The organism is Capnocytophaga sp. oral taxon 326 str. F0382, assembly GCF_000318295.1.
GTDB classification, from domain to species: domain Bacteria; phylum Bacteroidota; class Bacteroidia; order Flavobacteriales; family Flavobacteriaceae; genus Capnocytophaga; species Capnocytophaga periodontitidis.
In genome coordinates this window covers 16,862-35,136 of sequence record NZ_KB291387.1, presented here as the reverse complement: position 1 = coordinate 35,136, position 18,275 = coordinate 16,862, and the positions used below count along the sequence as shown (strand labels likewise).

Below are 18,275 nucleotides of genomic sequence, written 5' to 3'. Positions count from 1 at the left end.
GCTTTTAATAAAAATAAAAAATGGAAAGAAAATACAAAGCCAGTACCGCCTTAAGAGTCCTCTCTTTAGGAATTTTTCAACACGCTGTGAGTATTAAAAACGGGGTGTTGCGTACTACTTGTGGTTTTCTGTTTAGGATAAAACCTATTAAAATAGAGGATATTACTTATATAGAGTGTTATACTAAAAGAGTAAGGGTAAAAGGAGGGTATGTAAATAGAACCTATTATAAATTTGTTGTAAAAGGTGAAAAACATCGTTTGTTAAGGTTTTATCTGCTCTATGCCAAAGAAATGCAACAGCTACTAAAAGATATAAGGCAGCTCAATCCTAAGGTTGAGTACTCTGTTGAAATACGGGAATTTATGAATACATATATTAAGCCCTATAAAATCCATTTTGATTTTACACCTATCGACGAGCAACCCAAAGCTAAGCGTTATGCCAAAATCCACCGCCCTTTTATTCTGCAACACCCTTCAGTGGATGTAGCTCATAATTGGCTGATGATTATTTTAGTTATGGCACCTATTTTCATAGGGAATTCAATTGTTTTGGGAGTTTTATTAGGATGTTTTGGAAGCAGAACAAATTCTATGTTCATTCCTCCAATGGCAGTAAGTTTTTTTCCTCTTTTTAATGTGGGGATGGGGCTGTCTTTAGCTTTATATGGTTCTTCTGATGGCTGGCAAAAAATAAAGAAAAACCTTTACATAGCTGCTATTTGTCTCTTTTTAGGGCTGTTATTTGGATCATTAGGAGTTATAATCTAAAGTAAATGTTTGTAAATTATCAATTGTCAATTGAAAAGATATAAAGCCAGTGCCGTTTTAAGAGTCCTCTCTTTAGGACTTTGTCGCGATGCGATTAGCATTGCGGCAGGGCGAATGCGCTCTACTTATGCCTTATTTAGCTTTAAACCAATGGAAGTAGAGAATATTACTACTATACGTTATAGAGAAGTAGAGCATTATGACAATGAAGGAGGAACTTTTGAAGTTACCTATTACGAGTTTTTTGTAAAAAACGAAAAACCACGCTTGATTGTCTACTACGTGTTAGATGGCGATGAAATGCAACAATTGCTAAAAGACCTCAAAATACTGAACCCTAAGATTTATTACCCTCCTGAACTGCAGATGTTTATCAATACTCCTATTCAGCCCTATAAAATCCATTTTGATTTTAAACCTATCAACCAAAAAAATAAGGAAGAGCGCGAAGCAAAAGTAAGTTTGGAATTTCGCTTGCAACACCCCTCAAAAGAAGTTGCTCATCTTTGGCTGACACTTTTGTTAGGTGCAATCCCTTTTTTTGTGATAATGCCATTTTGGATTTGGTGGGGACAAATATTTAAAGGGGTAAGTGTCTGGATTTCATCGGTTTTTATAACACTTTCAATAGTTGCCTTTTCTATAGTGATGTTTCATTTAGGAATGGCTCTCTATGGTCTTTATGAAGGAAAACAAAAACTTTTGAAATACGTTTATATAGGTGGTTTTTGTTGGTTTTTTGCTTTGTTCTTAGAACTTCTAATATATTTTTTTTAGCAAAAAGGTGAAATTCGTAGGCTTTTAATAAAAATGGAATGAAAAAAGTATTATTATTCATAGTTTTAATTACTATTGCCAAAACTTATTCGCAAACCTCAACTGCGTGGCAATTGGTATGGGAAGACGATTTTAATCGCAAAGATATCTTTTCAACGGCTGTATGGTCTAAAATCCCCCGTTGTGAAAAAATTGATTGGTGCAATACAATGAGCGATCACAAAAGTCTGTTTAAAATTAAAAAAGGTAACCTTATTTTGTCAGGCAAACCCAACCCACGCCACAAAACCGACCCCAATCAGTACATTACCGGAGGTGTTTTTACCAAAGGCAAGATGTATTTTACTTTTGGGAGGATAGAAGTGCGCTGTAAGTTAGAGGGCGTACAAGGTTCTTGGCCTGCCATTTGGATGCTTCCCCAAAGTATTAAATGGCCTAAAGGAGGTGAGATTGATATTCTTGAGCGCCTCAACAACGATGCTTTTGTATACCAAACCGTACATTCGCCCTACACTCAAAAAGGCAATACGGAGTACCCCAAACACTCAGCAACAGCCCCCATCCGCCCAACTGACTACAATGTATATGCTGTAGAATGGGATAAGGAAGCTGTACGTCTTTATGTAAACGATAGTCTTTCACTTACTTACCCACGCATACCTGAAAAAGAAACCGAAGGACAATATCCTTTCACACAAGAACCTTACTACCTGCTAATTGATATGCAACTTGGTGGCAGTTGGGTAGGAGATGTAAAACCCTTCAAAAAGCCCGTAAAAATGTACATAGATTGGGTGCGGTATTACCAAAAAACTGATTGATTGTTATTGAGGTGTGAGAAAGTATCTGAATTTACGAAATAATTCACCGTCACGTGAAAATTCGTGTAATTCGTGGGCTTTTAATAAAAATAAAAAATGGAAAGAAAATATAAAGCCAGTGCCGCTTTAAGAGTCTTCTCTTTAGGGTTTTGCAAGCACGCTGTTCATATTGAAAACGGCGTGCTGAGGACTACTTGTGCTCCTCTCCCTAATATGAAACCTATAAAAATTAAGGATATACTCTCGGTGCGATGTTATGAAAAAGGGACTTACTATAGAGGCACAATTACTTATTGTATTTACTATGAATTTGCTGTGAAAGGCAAAACACCACAATACTTGCGTTACAATGTGTTGGATGGTGATACAATGCAGCGTTTGCTCAAAGACCTTAAGATGATTAATCCTAATATTTTCTTCACTCCTGAAGTAAAAGCCTTTGTGAATACCCCCATTCCTAAATACAAAATACACCTCGATTTTACACCTATCGACGAGCAACCCAAAGCTGAGCAGTATGCCAAAACCCAACGCCCTTTTATTCTGCAACACCCTTCAGTGAATGTAGCTCATAGCTGTATAAGTTTTTTGATTGAAATGAGCTCTGTTGCTTTATTTATGTTGATTTTATGTGCAAGTATTTTTCTACTACCTAAAGGCTTATTTTTCATCGCTATACCTCTTATTCTTATAGCTTTTATGACTTCTATAATGCCATTTTTGCATTTAAGTATGAGTGTTTATGGAACTTATGGAGGTTGGAAAAAGATAGAGACCAATGTTACAATAACTATTTTAGTACTCCTTGTATTATTCGTTTTTTGTTTATTCTTTGGAGTGAATTGGTGGAGGTTTTTGAAATGAAACTGAAGTTTTTTATCCGTTTTTGCTCAATTGAAAATATTCTAAAAAACTTAAAATCGCATTTGTGTCGCTACACTTTGCTAAAGTTTCAATTGTTTGTCGTACTACGACCTTTGGCAAAGTTGATTACTCTGATAATCAGTTGCTTTTTTTGTATATTGTAGGGGCGATTTGCAAATCGCCCTCTAAGAATGAGCCTATTTGGTCATTTGTTATTGGAAGAATTATCTGGCAGTTTGAAATTAATGGGATAAGCAAAGGTCACAGCGGTTGGGACGCCTTTCATTTTACCTGGGATAAGACAGGGTAAGCTATTAATAAGAAAAACGGCTTCTTCTTCCAATATTTCGTCAGTGCTACGTTTTCCTATTATGGTAACAGTGCCATCAGTATTGATGCGAAAAACAATCATCGATCTTCCTTCTATTTTCGCCGCAAGGGATTTTGGAGGATATTTTAAATGAATCTTCACATAGTTATCTAATTGCTTTTTAAAGCATTCAGTTTGTCTGTCGTTAGGAACTTCTTTGCAGGCTTCAAACATAGGTTTTTCTTCTGCAATAGCAAATGGAATATCAATTGGAGGTTTTTCTTCTGAAGGAGTAGGAATGCCTAATTTAACTTGTGCATAGCCGTTGGCTACAACTGCTAAGCATATTGCTAAAAAGATTTTTGATAAGGTTTTCATTGTTTGTGTGTTTTAGCTAAAAAGCACAATAAATATGCCAAGCTTTATTTGCGATTAGGATTTTTTTATGGTCAACTAAAAAGCATTAATCCTTTAAAAAAGTGGGGATATTGCAAAAAGGTTAGCTCTATTGCAGAAAACTCCTTATCTTTGTCCCCTCTATAATAAAAATAAACATCTATCATACTACAATATGCAAGAACAAGAAACTCAAATATACGGCATTCGTGCCCTGATAGAAGCCCTCAAAGCAGGCAAAACCATCGATAAAGTCTTTTTGCAAAAAGGCTTACAAGGTGGTTTGTATAAAGAGTTAATGCCCTTATTGCAAGCAGCCCAAGTGCCAGTGCAGTATGTGCCCGTTGAGAAGCTGAACCGCCTTACCAAGAAAAACCACCAAGGGGTAGTGGCAAATCTTTCCCCCGTAGATTATCACAATTTTGAGGATTTGGTGATTTCGGTTACCGAAAGCGGAGCCACACCGCTTTTTCTTGTGTTAGACCACCTCTCGGATGTGCGCAACTTTGGGGCAATTATCCGCACGGCAGAGTGTACAGGCGTTTCGGGGATTATCATTCCTAAGCGCGGCAGTGTGAGCATCACCGCCGATACTGTCAAAACCTCGGCTGGAGCTGTGTTTCGCGTGCCTATCTGCAAGGTCGAAAACCTCGTAGATGCTGTGTATTACCTGCAAGGCAGTGGCATCAGGGTAGTAGCAGCGACCGAAAAAACAAACCAATTGCTATACGCCGAAGACTTTACCGTGCCTACCGCTATTGTGATGGGCGCTGAAGATGTAGGTGTATCGCCTGCTGTATTGAAGGTAGTAGATAGCAAAGCCAAATTGCCAATGGTAGGCGATATTAGTTCGCTAAACGTTTCGGTAGCTTGTGCCGTCTTCTTATACGAAGTAGTAAAACAACGCCTCTAACCTCTAACTCCTAACACCAATGAACCGCCAACAAACTCGAGGAGTTATACTGCTCCTCGTTCTTATCGTCGCGCTGCAATTCGCCTTTCGCAACTGTGAATTTTGCCATACTTTCACTCCCGTCGAAACTGCGTTGGGCTACCGCGAAATGGATTCGTTAAGGGCACTCGCGACTGCCCTTAAAAAGGATACCATCTATCCCTTTAATCCTAATTTCATCACTGACTATAAAGGTTTTAAACTCGGACTTACTCCAGAGCAAATCGACCGTTTACAAGCCTTTCGCGCACAGAATAGGTACGTAAATTCGGCTCAAGAATTCCAACAAGTAACGGGTGTTTCGGATAGTGTGCTCGCCAAAATTGCTCCTTCTTTCAAATTCCCCGACTGGGTGAAAAATCGCAAAACAACTGCTTATAACTATGAGTATCCCTCTTCTAAACATTTTCCCAAACAAGATATCAACACGGCTACTGCCGAAGCGCTGATGAAAATCTACGGCATAGGCGAGGGTTTTTCTAACCGTATTTTGAAATACCGCGACAAACTACACGGCTTTACCTATATCGACCAAGTGGCTGAGGTATACGGACTTGACAAAGAGGTCTACCAACGTGTAGCCGAACGCTTTGAGGTACAAACTGCTCCCGTGATAGAGAAAAAGAACATCAATGCACTCAATATGTATGAACTGAGCAAAATACCCTATGTGAAATACGGCGAAGGTAAGAAGATTGTAGGCTTGCGTTCAGAACTCGGTGCTATCAAATCTTTTGATGACCTTTTGCAAATCGAAGGTTTTGATAAAGAACGCATCGCCCGCTTGCAGTTGTATTTGTATATTGAATAGGCACTACAGTTTGCCAATAGACTTTGTCAAAGTCCTTGGACTTTGACAAAGTCTATCACAAAGTCTATCAGCATAAAAATAAAGGGGTAGCCCAACAATGAGCCACCTCTTTTAATTTCCAAATTTGCTAATTTCCAAATTTCTTAATTGTGTAGCATATTTTTAGGGTCTAACACTTCATCTAATTTCTCTTTAGAGAGCAATCCGTGTGCTAACACCAAATCATAAACTGATTTACCTGTTTGTAAGGCTTCTTTGGCAATTTTGGTACTGTTCTTATAACCGATATGAGGGTTGAGAGCTGTTACAATACCAATGCTGTTTTTCACCATATTGAGGCACACCTCGCGGTTGGCAGTGATGCCTTCCACGCATTTAGTGCGCAAAGTATCAATAGCGCGTTCTAAGAATACGATTGATTCTATAATGCTTTGGCACAATACAGGCTCCATTACATTCAATTGTAACTGACCAGCCTCAGCAGCAAAAGTAACAGTAAGGTCGTTGCCTATCACCTTGTAGCACACTTGGTTCACCACTTCGGGGATTACAGGATTTACTTTCCCTGGCATAATAGACGAGCCTGGTTGCATAGCAGGAAGATTGATTTCGTTGAGTCCTGCACGAGGTCCTGAAGAGAGCAAACGCAAGTCGTTACAAATTTTAGAGAGTTTCACCGCCATACGTTTCAATGCCGATGAGTAAATCACGTAAGACCCAGTATCAGGAGTAGCTTCTACGAGGTTCGCAGCGGTTACAAAAGCATCGCCAGTGAGTTTGGCTAAGTTCTCAGCACATAGTTTGGCATAGCCTTTAGGAGCGTTGAGCCCTGTACCGATAGCGGTTCCTCCCATATTGATTTCCAAGAAAAGATTGGCATTGCTTTGCAGGCGAGCGATTTCCTCTTCTAAGTTGGCTGCAAAAGCCTCAAACTCTTGACCAAGGGTCATAGGTACTGCATCTTGTAATTGGGTGCGACCCATTTTAATTACATCGGCAAACTCTTGTCCTTTTTTGCGGAAAGCCTTGATGAGCAATTGCAATTTCTCAATAAGGGTTTTATTCATCATAATCACCGCCAATTTCACGGTGGTAGGATAAGCATCGTTAGTAGATTGCGATTGATTCACGTGGTCGTTAGGTGAGCAGTGTAAATAATCGCCTTTCTCGTAGCCCATAAGCTCTAAAGCGCGGTTAGCAATCACTTCATTGGCATTCATATTCACCGAAGTACCTGCTCCCCCTTGAATCATATCCACCAAAAACTGACTGTCAAATTTCCCAGCAATCACTTCTTTACAAGCCTCGCTGATAGGTTTGAGGAGTGTATCGGGCAATAGCCCCAAAGCGTGATTAGTTTGAGCAGCAGCCAGTTTCACATAGCCAATAGCCTTCACAAAAGCGGGATAGTCACCCATTTTAGTGCCGGTAATGCGGAAATTCTCGATAGCGCGTTGAGTTTGCACACCGTAATAAGCATCGGCGGGCACTTGCAAATCGCCGATAAGGTCTGATTCTGTTCTAAATTTTGTCATAATTATTATTATTGTTAGTCGTTAGAAAATAAGGAGTTAGGAATTAGAAAAAATCGCGGTAAAATTACGAAAGATTTCTGATATAAGAAAGAAAAAGAAGTATAAACTTTTGGTAATGAAAATCTATTGCCATACACTTAAATTAGGACATTAAACTATTTTTTATTACCTTTGCCCCGATGATAGGTTTCAGGGGTCAGGGGATAGGTTTCAGGTGTTAGCCTCGTCAGACTTGTCTGACCCGTCCGCCTCGTCCGCCTCGTCCGATAAATCATAAACAACATTCACTATTTTTATTTTGAAGTGATTTTTCAGTTATTTTTGTAGTGAACTCCGTGGGAGAATTTAATCTATAGAAATCAATTGCACCAGTAGTAAATTTTAAAAGATAATTCAAAAAAATCCCCTTGCAGTAGCAACCGCAAGAGGATTTTTTAATTGTTATCTATTAACCGTTAATTGTTAATTTTTAACTGTTAATTGTTAATTGTTATTTTACTCCGTGCATCATTGCTTGAAGTTTCTTGTTGAGGAGTATCATTCCTAAACCGCAGAGGATTACAAATCCTGATACGGCAGTAAACACTACACTCGCACCGAGTTTTTCTACATAAGAAGCAATTACCCCTCCTATGGAGTTGGCAAAGAAGGCTGCCATCATCCAAACTCCCATCATAAGTCCTGCTAAGCGTGGAGGTGAAAGTTTAGTAACGGTAGAAAGTCCTACAGGCGATAAGCACAACTCACCGATGGTATGGGTGAGGTAAGTGAGTATCAACCACGCCAAGCTCGCTTTTACAGCAACATCTTTAGGGTCTACCCCTATAGCGCCACCGCGTTCGTACACAGCGCCAAGCATAAAGAAGAACCCTACCCCAAGAAGGATCATCCCTAATCCCATTTTGAAAGGTGTAGTGAGGCGTTGTCCCATTTTAGTACCCCAGAATGTTGCAAACACTGGAGCTAACAACACGATAAACAATGGGTTTACTGATTGGAACCAAGCGGTAGGAATTTCAAAGCTACCTACTACACGGTTGATATAACTATCGGTGTAGAGGGTGAGTGATGAACCCGCTTGTTCAAAGCCAGCAAAGAAGAATATCGCAAAGAAGAAGTAGATAAAGATTACTGCAATACGTTCTTTTTCTTCTTTGGTAAGTGGTTTATGAGCTTCAGCTTCTGAAAGTTCTACTGCTTTTTTGGTTGAGCCTTTGGCTTTCAAACCGAGGTCTCCTAAATATTTCTGTGCAAAGAAAATAAATATCAATTCACCGATGAGCATCCCTATAGCCGCTGCTCCAAAGCCGAATTTGTAACCGAACGACATTGCCACTTCGCCTGTATTGGCATCAATAGCGGTTTTGGCAAAGATATTATCGGTGAGGAATCCGGTGATAAGAGGTGCCAAGAAAGCCCCTAAGTTGATACCCATATAGAAAATAGAGAAAGCTGAGTCAAGGCGTTTATCACCCGATTCATAGAGTCCTCCTACTAAGGCTGAAATGTTTGGTTTAAAGAACCCATTACCAATGATGAGCAGGAAGAGCCCTAAATAAAGTCCTGCGTGGCTCGTCCAAGCAAAGAGGGTTGCCTCACCCAAGAACATTATAAATCCTCCTAACAACACCGATTTGCGTTGTCCTAAGAAGTTATCGGCTATCCATCCACCAATTAGCGGGGTGAAATAGGTGAGACCAGTGGCAAAGCCATAAATAAGACTCGCTGTAGCTTTATCGAAAGCCAAACCGCCTTCAAGCCACGTTTTGGTGAGGTATAACATCAAAATACCGCGCATTCCATAGTAACTGAAACGCTCCCACATCCCTGTTAGGAACACCAAATAAAGCCCCTTAGGGTGCTTTTTCTTCTCATTTTCTACGTTTGTATCCATTTATTAATAAATTAAGGTTTGTTTATAAATTAAAATTCTACAGTTTATAAGTTTTGTTCAATAAAATTCGTCATTTTTGTGTATAACTGAAAGCGTGTGCTGCCGGTGTTGTCGTAAATACCGTGGTTCTTATCAGGATAGATGAGCCAATCGAAATCTTTTTGCAAACTCACTAAAGTTTCTATCAGCACCATTGCGTTCTGTACGTGTACATTGTCGTCGGCACTACCGTGAATGAGCAGGTATTTTCCTTTGAGTTTGGCAGCGTGAAACAACGGTGAATTTTCGTCGTAACCCTTGGCATTCTCTTGGGGGGTACGCATAAAGCGCTCGGTGTAAATAGTGTCGTAAAAACGCCAATTGGTAACAGGGGCTACTGCTATTGCCATTTTGAATATATCGCCTTTTTGAAACAGACAGTTAGACGACATAAATCCACCAAAACTCCAACCCCATATTCCTATTCTGCTCTTGTCGATATAAGGATAATCGCCTACCAGCTGGGCGACATCAGCTTGGTCTTCAACTTCGTATTTACCCAGTTGCTGATAGGTACATTTCTTAAAGTCAGTTCCTTTATAGCCCGTGCCACGACCGTCTACACATAGCACTATATAGCCTTTTTGGGTGAGCATTGCGTGCCAAAAGTCGTTCATATCCCACCACTGGTCGGCTACTTCTTGTGAGCCTGGTCCTGAGTATTGGTACATCAATAGGGGGTATTGCTTTTTAGGGTCGAAATCCTTAGGTTTGAGCATATAAGCGTTGAAAGTACCCTTAGCAGTTTTTAGTTCCATAAACTCTTTTTCGGGCAAATTGTAAGCTTTGAGTCGCTGGGTATATTCGGCATTGCTAATGATTTCTTTGAGTTGTTTGCCGTTTTTGGTGTCGTTCAGCGTATAGCGCGGAGGCGTAGTAGCATTGGCAAAAGCGTGAATATACATTGTATAATCGCCACTGAATGTGCCTTTGTTCGTTCCTGCCTCAGTAGAGAGTGCGCGAGGGGCTTTGCCTTTGAGGCTCACTGCATAGAGTCCTCGGCGGGTAGAACCTATTTGGGTAGATTGGTAGAACAACTGTTGGGTTTTAGGGTCATAACCATAGCAATCGGTTACTTCCCAATTGCCGCGTGTGAGTTGGCGTACCAATTTTCCTTTGGCATTACAATAGTAAAAATGGTTATGCCCGTCTTTCTCCGATTGGTAAATAAAGCTATTATCGGGTAAAAATAGTATATCCTTGTTAATGCTTACATAAGTCGCGCTGGTTTCCTTCACTAAGGAAGTCGTTGCCTTCGTCTGGCTATTCACTTGTAAAAGTTGCCAATCGTTTTGGTGGCGGTTGAGGGTCTGCACTGTGAGTTTATGAGGGTCGTTTGTCCATTGCAAACGCGGGATATAATAGGCATTGAGTGGTATTTCGGCAACCGATTGGTTAGCCACAGTGTAGATGTGCAAACTCACCGCCGAATTAGCTTCCCCTGCTTTGGGATATTTGAAAGTATAAGGGGTAGGGTAGAGGTCGTAACCGTAGATATCCATTGAAAATTCGGGTACTTTGCGCTCATCCGAACGTATAAACGCTAACTGACTGCCATCGGCATTCCAAGCAAAGAGTTTCACAATCCCGAACTCTTCTTCATACACCCAATCGGCAGTGCCGTTGATAATAGCATTCTTTTGTCCGTCGGTAGTGATTTGGGTTTCTTCGCCAGTGGCGAGGTCGTATAAATACAAGTTGTTTTCGTATACAAAAGCCAATTGCTTACCGTTAGGTGAAAAAGTAGGGACTTGTATGCGCTTGTCGCTCACTTTTTTAAGGTCGCCAGTGGTGAGGTCGTACAGAAAATAATCGGCTATAAACGAATGGCGGTAGATGTCCTCTTTGCGAGTAGCGATAAGGAGTTTTTTCTCATCGGCTGAAAAATCATAACCTTCAATCCTACTCACTCTATCGTTAGCCTGAAAGAGGGTTTGTACTTTGGTGAGCGTTGCAAAGTCGTAGAGGTTGATTTCTTGAGCGCGTTTTTCGCGATTGTACTCTAACACAGTGTATTGAGGAGTGTGTTGCAACGCTTTGAGGTTGAACATACGCTCAGGGTAGAAAGTGCCCTTAGTCCAAATCTCTTGAAGTGTTTGGGCAGGCAATAGGTAATAAGTAGCAGGTAATAAGTAACAGATAAGCAGAAGTGCGCAAAAGTACAAAGCCTTGCGCCCATATAAGTTTTTATGTAGTGTATATTTCGTCATTCGTAATTCGTCATTCGTAATTCGTCATTCGTAATTCGTCATTCGTAACTTGTTAAGGTATATTTCGTCATTCGTCATTCGTCATTCGTAACTGATTTGAGCCGTCAATATTAGGAATAATTTTTGAGATAGCAGCAATTTTTTAACATCTTTTTTTGGGGAGAGGTTTTTTTTAAGCTGATTTTTAATGGATTACAAGTTTTGGATATATTGATAAAAAGTACTATTTTTGTACCTCAAAACGAGCCGTCTTATCGTGACTGGTCTGACAAATTAATGAACAATGGGAACACTTACAATATATTTGAGTAAAAAGCAAAGTATTTTTCATACAATCGTATTTTTGTTACTTTCAGTAATGCCTTTGATTTTCTATATTATAACATCTTATAGGTCAGAATATTTTTTTGAACGAAAAAATATAGCGATAGGCTTACTGATGTTTTTCATAGCATTTATATTTTTTAAGGCGTTAAAAGGAGAGTTCTTTTTTCTTCGGTTAAAAGACCCTAAAATAACTTTCACTGATGAAGGTATTCTTTTTGATGAATATATTCAGGGAAAGGAAAAGTGGGAAGAGATTGCTCATATTAACTTTGGAAAGAGAGTAATGATGCGAAAGCCTTCTAAAAAATACAGTAGTATGGTGATAGTTTTGAAAAATAAAGCTACGGTTAAGTTTAATAAGTTTTCATCAACGCCTTTTGATAAACATTTTATAGAGATTGACACTGCATTTTTCAAAGAGAATGTCAATGATGAAATAGAGCGCATTATAGAATTTATTAGCACCCATTGCAGTAGGTACGAATGCTATAAAGTACCACATCAAACGAAGTTTGTTTTCAAGTGAGGTCTCAAACTGCGAGTTCATAGCTTGTGTGCCTATATAGTACTCACTTTCCTTCTTTTTGGCAATCTCAGTAAAAAATAGTACTTTTGTACCCCTTTTTAAACCTACTTTATAATATCTAAAATAATGAAATTCAATATAGTTTCCGATTTTGCCCCTACGGGCGACCAACCTCAGGCTATCGACCAGTTAGTAAAAGGTATAGAGCGCGACGATAAGTACCAAGTGTTATTAGGCGTTACGGGCTCTGGAAAGACTTTTACTATCGCTAATGTGGTAGAACGCATTCAGCGCCCTACTCTTGTGTTGGCTCATAACAAAACGCTGGCTGCCCAGTTGTATTCTGAATTTAAGGCTTTCTTCCCCAATAACGCGGTGGAATACTTCGTTTCTTATTATGACTACTATCAGCCAGAAGCCTATATCCCTTCCACGGGTACTTATATCGAAAAAGACCTCTCTATCAACGATGAAATTGAAAAACTGCGCCTTAGTACAACTTCTGCCCTCTTGTCGGGAAGGCGTGATGTGCTGGTTGTCGCATCGGTGTCGTGTTTGTATGGTATCGGTAACCCTGTGGAATTCCAAAAGAACGTAATCACCCTAAAGCAAGGCGACGTACTCCCCCGTACCAAGCTGATGCATAGATTAGTACAAAGTCTCTATGCCCGCACGACCGCCGAATTTAGGCACGGCAATTTCCGCATCAAAGGCGATGTGCTTGATGTCTTCCCAGGTTATGACGACAACGCCTTCCGCATTCACTTCTTTGGCGATGAAATTGAAGAGATAGAGCAGTTTGACCCTACTACCAATCACGTGTTAGACCACTACGAGAGCCTCAATATCTACCCCGCTAATATGTTCGTTACCTCCCCTGATATTCTCCAAAAAGCAATATGGAACATTCAACAAGATTTGGTGAAACAGGTAGAGTTCTTCGAGGCATCAGGCAAACCTTTAGAAGCCAAACGATTGAAAGAACGCACTGAGTTCGACCTTGAGATGATACGCGAATTGGGCTATTGTTCGGGTATTGAAAACTACTCTCGCTATTTAGACGGTAGAGAACCTGGTACTCGTCCGTTTTGCTTGATTGATTACTTCCCTAAAGATTTCTTGATGGTGATCGACGAGAGTCACGTAACCGTCTCACAAGTGCACGCGATGTATGGTGGCGACCGCAGTCGTAAGGAGAATCTCGTGGAATACGGTTTCCGATTGCCCGCCGCGATGGATAACCGTCCGTTGAAGTTTGAGGAGTTTGAAGCGCTTCAAAATCAAGTGATTTACGTGAGTGCTACCCCCGCCGACTATGAGCTCCAGCAAACACAAGGCGTGTACGTAGAGCAGGTAATACGCCCCACTGGCTTGCTCGACCCTGAAATAGAAGTGCGACCCAGTGCCAACCAGATAGATGATTTGGTAGAAGAAATACAAGTGCGCACCGAAAAAGACGAGCGTATATTGGTAACCACCCTTACCAAGCGAATGGCAGAGGAACTTACCAAATACCTCACTCGCATTGGCGTTAGGTGTCGTTATATTCACAGCGATGTGGATACATTGGAGCGCGTGGAGATTATGCAAGATCTCCGCAAAGGACTCTTTGATGTGCTCATAGGGGTAAACCTCCTCCGTGAGGGCTTAGACCTGCCCGAAGTATCGCTCGTCGCTATCCTCGATGCCGATAAAGAAGGCTTTTTGCGTTCCACTCGTTCGCTCACTCAAACGGTAGGACGGGCTGCCCGCAACGTGAATGGCAAAGCGATAATGTACGCCGATAAGATTACTGAGAGTATGCAACGCACCATAGATGATACCAATTACCGCCGTGAAAAACAGATGAACTACAACAAAGCGCACAACATCACGCCTCAGCCTTTGCACAAGAAGATAGAGAACAGCCTCAGCAAGAGCCCTATAACCGAATTTCACTACGATCCTTCGTTTAAGGAACACATAGCTGCGGAAACCCAATCAGTATATTTATCGGCTAAGGAGTTGGAAAAGAAAATCAAGGAGACACGCAAATTGATGGAGGCAGCAGCCAAAGACCTTGATTTCGTAAAAGCTGCCCAATACCGCGATGAACTAAAGAAATTGCAGGAATTAGCAAATTAGAGAATTAGCAAATTAGAGAATTAGCAAATTAGAGAATTAGCGACTTGCTCCTTTGCCAAAGTTGATGACAACCTTTATAAATAAAGATTTTTCTCTCTGATACTCTCTGAGTCTCTCCAAGATTCTCTTAGATTTTCTGAGATTTTCTGAGATTTTCCTGAATTAAAATGTTAAAAAAATTGCTAATCACAAATTGTTTTGTATATTTGCCCCCATCAATTAAAAACTAATAATACAATGAGAAAGACAATTTTGGCCTTAATGGCAACAGCAGCTATTGTAGCTTGCAGCAAAAGTGATGACAAGGAAGATGACCACATTAGTGGAAAATTCCCTACAAAAATCACACAAATTGTAGGAACAGAACGTGTTGTGCATACTTATGAAATGCAAGATGCTACTCATCCTAAAAAAGAAACAATTACTACTTATCAAGGTTCTTCTACTAAAGGAAAAGTAAAAACCCACGAATTTACTTATGACAGTAACAACCGCTTGATTTCTAAAGTAGACCCTACTGATGAGCCAAGTGTTTGGTATCTTAGTAACTTTTCTTACAATGCTAATGGAAAGTTAGAAAAAGAGGAAAGGGTTTTTGTTACACTTCCTTATATAATTAAGAATTACGAGTATGCTAATGACAAATTGACCAAAAAAGTAGAAAAACCTGCTAGTAATGGTGATGGGGATTATATTACCACTACTTTTGAGTATCCTAGTGCTAATATGGTGAGAGTTACTAAAACTTCTTATTCAGTAGATAAAGCTAAAAAAGGAGATGATGTAAACGAATGGCACGTCTATACATTAGGTGCTAATGGCAATGTAGTAAAAGATGAGTACAGAACGGCTACTCATAACTACGAGACAACTTATGAGTATGATACTAAAATTAACCCTGAGTACGTTAGCTTTAGAGTACAAGCTACTCCCGATCATTTCGTAACCCTTACTCCTAACAATATCACAAAAAAAACAGTAATAACTACTGAACTTGCTAATTCAAAAGTTACTAAAGCCGTATATCGTTACGATATTCAGTATGATGGTGATTATCCTATCCAAATCAAAGTTTATTCAGTACCTGAAGATAAAACTGCTGGTGAAGCACTTGTCCAAACCACTGAATACACTTACTAAAAACATCTAAACCTCAATTAGAAAATACACTTTGCCAAAGGTAATAGCCCGTGCGGCTCGCACCTTTGGCAAAGTTTTTTGTTGGCTATTAATTGTTAATTATCAATTGTTTTGTATCTTTGCCACGAATAATTAAAAACTAATAATACAATGAGAAACATTTTATTTATATTATCCGCTTTTATCCTCTTTGCTTGTAAAAAGGACAAAGGTAATGATGAAAATGTAGTTACTATTCCTGCTTCTGATTATGAATTGAGTGCTGATGGACTCACCTTAGTAAAATGGAAAAACGAGAACACAGCAGTGCTCAATATGCAAGCAGATGCGGTACTTAGAAATGTAAAAACCATTGGTCTTCAGGCTTTTTCTCAACACAAAACCTTAGGAAGTATTACTCTACCTGAGGGACTGACAGGTATTGATAACATAGCTTTCTATAAAACTAAACTTAGAAGTATTGTTATTCCTAAAGGAGTACAAGTGATTGGTGCAGGTGCTTTTGCTGAAACTCCACTTACTTCTGTTCAGTTTTCAGAGGGACTTATTACCATTGATGATGAAGCGTTTTCTGAGTGCCAAATTCCTGTTCTCAACTTTCCAGAAAGCTTACAAGCCATTGGAAGGAGAACTTTTGAATCTAATAAAGTAATTGCTTCAGTTACTATTCCTAAGAACGTACTGAATGTTGCAGGTGCAGCTTTTGATTCTTGTGAAAAGTTAAGTAGTGTAACTTTTAAAGGACAAACTCCTCCAAGAATATCAATTATTTTTGGCTCAAAAATTAATTATGTAAAGCAAGATTATGAACCTATTGTAAAAGGACATATTTATGTACCTAAAGGAAGAGCAGAGGTGTATAAAAAAGCAGAAGGTTTCAAACCATATATCAATATTATTTCAGAAGAAGAATAAAAATTCTTCTATAACAATCTTATAAAAATACACTTTGCCAAAGGTAATAGCCCGTGTGGCTCGCACCTTTGGCAAAGTTTTTTGTTAGCTATTAATTGCTAATCACAAATTGTTTTGTATATTTGCCACCAAATAATTAAAAACTAATAATACAATGAAAAACATTTTATTTATATTATCCGCCTTTATGCTCTTTGCTTGTAAAGACGATGATAAAACAGGCAATTCAATCATCGGTGAGTGGCAAGCCGTAAAAATAGTAACAGGAGGAGTTGATATTCCTATTGACAATTGCACTGGTCAAACAAGACTCCTTATTACAGATGACCGTTTTACTTACTATAAACACTGGAAAAATGGAGATGATTGTAACTCTCAAATAGATGATTACAATTATGTTACTGAGGTAGGTGAAAAAGATAAAATAAGAAAGAAAGGTGATACAAGTCATTATTACACTTGTGTTTTAGAGAATGGTGGTTCTCGCCTTCGCGTTGTTTATTTTAGTGATTCATACGCTATCTTTAAACGGAAATAATATTTGGTAAATCTATAAAAAAGAGACGAATACTATTCGTCTCTTTTTTATTGTATAACACTTTGGGATATTAAAAAGGAGCTAAGAGTTAAGAAAAACAAGCAAGAGAGATACAAATTTGGTAATTCATAAATTATTCGTACCTTTGCACTAACAAATGATGTTTCTCAAACAAATATCCGTCGTCAATTACAAGAACATACCCTCACAAACGTATGCCTTTAGCCCTACTATCAACTGTTTTGTAGGCGATAACGGCGTAGGAAAAACCAATCTCCTCGATGCTATTTATCACTTAGGAATGGCAAAGAGCTACTTCACTACAAGTGCCGTGCAGAACGTACGTCACGGTGAGGAGTTCTACCTCATTGAGGGGCAGTTCCAAAACGAAACCCGCGAAGAACAAATCGTTTGTAGCCTCAAAAAAGGTCAAAAAAAAGTGATGAAACACAACGGTAAAGCTTACGAACGCCTTGCCGACCATATAGGTAAATACCCTATGGTGATCATCTCCCCCTCCGATCGCGACTTGATAATAGAAGGTAGTGAAACCCGCCGTAAGTTTTTAGATAGTGTCATCTCGCAAACCGATAGAGCTTACTTAGAACTGCTTTTGCGTTACAACCGCACCCTCTTGCAACGCAATACCCTGCTAAAGCAAATGGCTGAAAATGGAGTATTTTCTGTAGAAACTCTCAGTATTTATGATGAGCAATTAGCCCCCTTAGGGCAGCACCTCTACGAAAAACGACGAGCCTTTATGGAAGAGTTTTTACCTGTTTTTAGTGAGCAATACGCCTATATATCAGGAGGAAAAGAACGTGTGAATTTGCAGTATGAAAGTCAGTTACACCAAAGCGATTTAGCAACGCTACTTCGCGAAAATACTCAGCGTGATCGCAGTGCACAATACACCACAACCGGTATTCATAAAGACGATTTGCTCTTTGAAATTGAAGGTTTCCCAATGAAAAAATACGGTAGCCAAGGGCAACAGAAGTCGTTTTTGATAGCCCTAAAGCTATCGCAATTTGAAGTTTTACAACAAGAATTAGGGATTACCCCCATAGTGCTTTTAGACGATATATTCGATAAACTCGATGATACTCGCGTAACCCAATTAGTACAATTAGTAACTCAAAAACATTTCGGACAGCTGTTCATCACCGATACCCACTCACAACGCACTGAAGCAGTCGTAAAAAGCACCGGCTTAGCCTACGAGATGATTCAAGTAACCTAAAAGTAGGGGCGTTTTGCAAACGCCCTCTAAAAACAAACTTAATATAAGAAGTATCACAATTGTTAATTATAAATCGTTAA

General features: G+C 39.5%; 16 protein-coding genes. 12 read left to right on the top strand and 4 right to left on the bottom strand.

Going from position 1 to position 18,275, the window contains the following annotated elements; all coding sequences use genetic code 11:
- Nucleotides 1-20: 20 nt before the first annotated feature.
- The 4 genes from HMPREF9073_RS04110 to HMPREF9073_RS04095 all read left to right on the top strand — a co-directional run bounded on the left by HMPREF9073_RS04110 (nt 21) and on the right by HMPREF9073_RS04095 (nt 3,235).
- Complete coding sequence (locus tag HMPREF9073_RS04110; RefSeq protein WP_009412745.1) at nt 21-773, top strand: hypothetical protein; 753 nt, start codon at nt 21-23, stop codon at nt 771-773.
- A 30-nt stretch (nt 774-803) separates the two neighbouring features.
- Entirely contained in the window at nt 804-1,550 is a 747-nt protein-coding gene (locus HMPREF9073_RS04105) for a hypothetical protein (RefSeq protein ID WP_157453486.1), read from the top strand.
- A gap of 38 nt (nt 1,551-1,588) precedes the next feature.
- Nucleotides 1,589-2,371, top strand: a complete 783-nt coding sequence (locus HMPREF9073_RS04100) for a glycoside hydrolase family 16 protein (RefSeq protein ID WP_009412743.1) — start codon at nt 1,589-1,591, stop codon at nt 2,369-2,371.
- A 96-nt stretch (nt 2,372-2,467) separates the two neighbouring features.
- Nucleotides 2,468-3,235 carry a hypothetical protein gene (locus HMPREF9073_RS04095; RefSeq protein ID WP_009412742.1) on the top strand — a complete coding sequence of 256 codons (768 nt, stop codon included), beginning with the start codon at nt 2,468-2,470 and terminating at the stop codon, nt 3,233-3,235.
- A 205-nt stretch (nt 3,236-3,440) separates the two neighbouring features.
- Here the strand turns inward: HMPREF9073_RS04095 and HMPREF9073_RS04090 are convergent, their stop codons facing one another.
- A complete protein-coding gene (locus HMPREF9073_RS04090) occupies nt 3,441-3,923 on the bottom strand; it encodes a TonB family protein (protein WP_009412741.1) in 483 nt (160 codons plus the stop codon).
- A gap of 193 nt (nt 3,924-4,116) precedes the next feature.
- Between HMPREF9073_RS04090 and rlmB the strand changes: the two genes are divergently transcribed.
- Nucleotides 4,117-4,854 carry a 23S rRNA (guanosine(2251)-2'-O)-methyltransferase RlmB gene (gene rlmB, locus HMPREF9073_RS04085; protein WP_009412740.1) on the top strand — a complete coding sequence of 246 codons (738 nt, stop codon included), beginning with the start codon at nt 4,117-4,119 and terminating at the stop codon, nt 4,852-4,854.
- A gap of 19 nt (nt 4,855-4,873) precedes the next feature.
- Entirely contained in the window at nt 4,874-5,704 is an 831-nt protein-coding gene (locus HMPREF9073_RS04080; protein ID WP_009412739.1) for a helix-hairpin-helix domain-containing protein, read from the top strand.
- Nucleotides 5,705-5,847: 143 nt separating this feature from the next.
- Here the strand turns inward: HMPREF9073_RS04080 and aspA are convergent, their stop codons facing one another.
- The 3 genes from aspA to HMPREF9073_RS04065 form a co-directional block, all read right to left on the bottom strand.
- Nucleotides 5,848-7,239 carry an aspartate ammonia-lyase gene (aspA, locus tag HMPREF9073_RS04075; RefSeq protein ID WP_009412738.1) on the bottom strand — a complete coding sequence of 464 codons (1,392 nt, stop codon included), beginning with the start codon at nt 7,237-7,239 and terminating at the stop codon, nt 5,848-5,850.
- 490 nt (nt 7,240-7,729) lie between these two features.
- A complete protein-coding gene (locus HMPREF9073_RS04070; RefSeq protein ID WP_009412737.1) occupies nt 7,730-9,133 on the bottom strand; it encodes a peptide MFS transporter in 1,404 nt (467 codons plus the stop codon).
- Between the two features lie 44 nt (nt 9,134-9,177).
- Nucleotides 9,178-11,382: a S9 family peptidase gene (locus tag HMPREF9073_RS04065; RefSeq protein ID WP_009412736.1), complete on the bottom strand. Its 2,205-nt coding sequence runs from the start codon at nt 11,380-11,382 to the stop codon at nt 9,178-9,180.
- Between the two features lie 283 nt (nt 11,383-11,665).
- Here HMPREF9073_RS04065 and HMPREF9073_RS04060 point away from each other — a divergent pair, with 283 nt between their 5' ends.
- The 6 genes from HMPREF9073_RS04060 to HMPREF9073_RS04035 all read left to right on the top strand — a co-directional run bounded on the left by HMPREF9073_RS04060 (nt 11,666) and on the right by HMPREF9073_RS04035 (nt 18,195).
- Complete coding sequence (locus tag HMPREF9073_RS04060; RefSeq protein WP_009412735.1) at nt 11,666-12,235, top strand: hypothetical protein; 570 nt, start codon at nt 11,666-11,668, stop codon at nt 12,233-12,235.
- A 126-nt stretch (nt 12,236-12,361) separates the two neighbouring features.
- Nucleotides 12,362-14,359: an excinuclease ABC subunit UvrB gene (gene uvrB / locus HMPREF9073_RS04055; RefSeq protein WP_009412734.1), complete on the top strand. Its 1,998-nt coding sequence runs from the start codon at nt 12,362-12,364 to the stop codon at nt 14,357-14,359.
- Nucleotides 14,360-14,596: 237 nt separating this feature from the next.
- The gene (locus HMPREF9073_RS04050; RefSeq protein ID WP_009412733.1) at nt 14,597-15,499 is read left to right on the top strand and encodes a hypothetical protein; all 903 of its coding nucleotides are present in this window, start codon (nt 14,597-14,599) and stop codon (nt 15,497-15,499) included.
- A gap of 150 nt (nt 15,500-15,649) precedes the next feature.
- Nucleotides 15,650-16,414: a leucine-rich repeat domain-containing protein gene (locus HMPREF9073_RS04045; RefSeq protein ID WP_009412732.1), complete on the top strand. Its 765-nt coding sequence runs from the start codon at nt 15,650-15,652 to the stop codon at nt 16,412-16,414.
- Between the two features lie 154 nt (nt 16,415-16,568).
- Nucleotides 16,569-16,952: a lipocalin family protein gene (locus tag HMPREF9073_RS04040; protein WP_009412731.1), complete on the top strand. Its 384-nt coding sequence runs from the start codon at nt 16,569-16,571 to the stop codon at nt 16,950-16,952.
- A 160-nt stretch (nt 16,953-17,112) separates the two neighbouring features.
- Entirely contained in the window at nt 17,113-18,195 is a 1,083-nt protein-coding gene (locus HMPREF9073_RS04035) for a DNA replication/repair protein RecF (RefSeq protein ID WP_034555343.1), read from the top strand.
- Nucleotides 18,196-18,275: the final 80 nt, after the last annotated feature.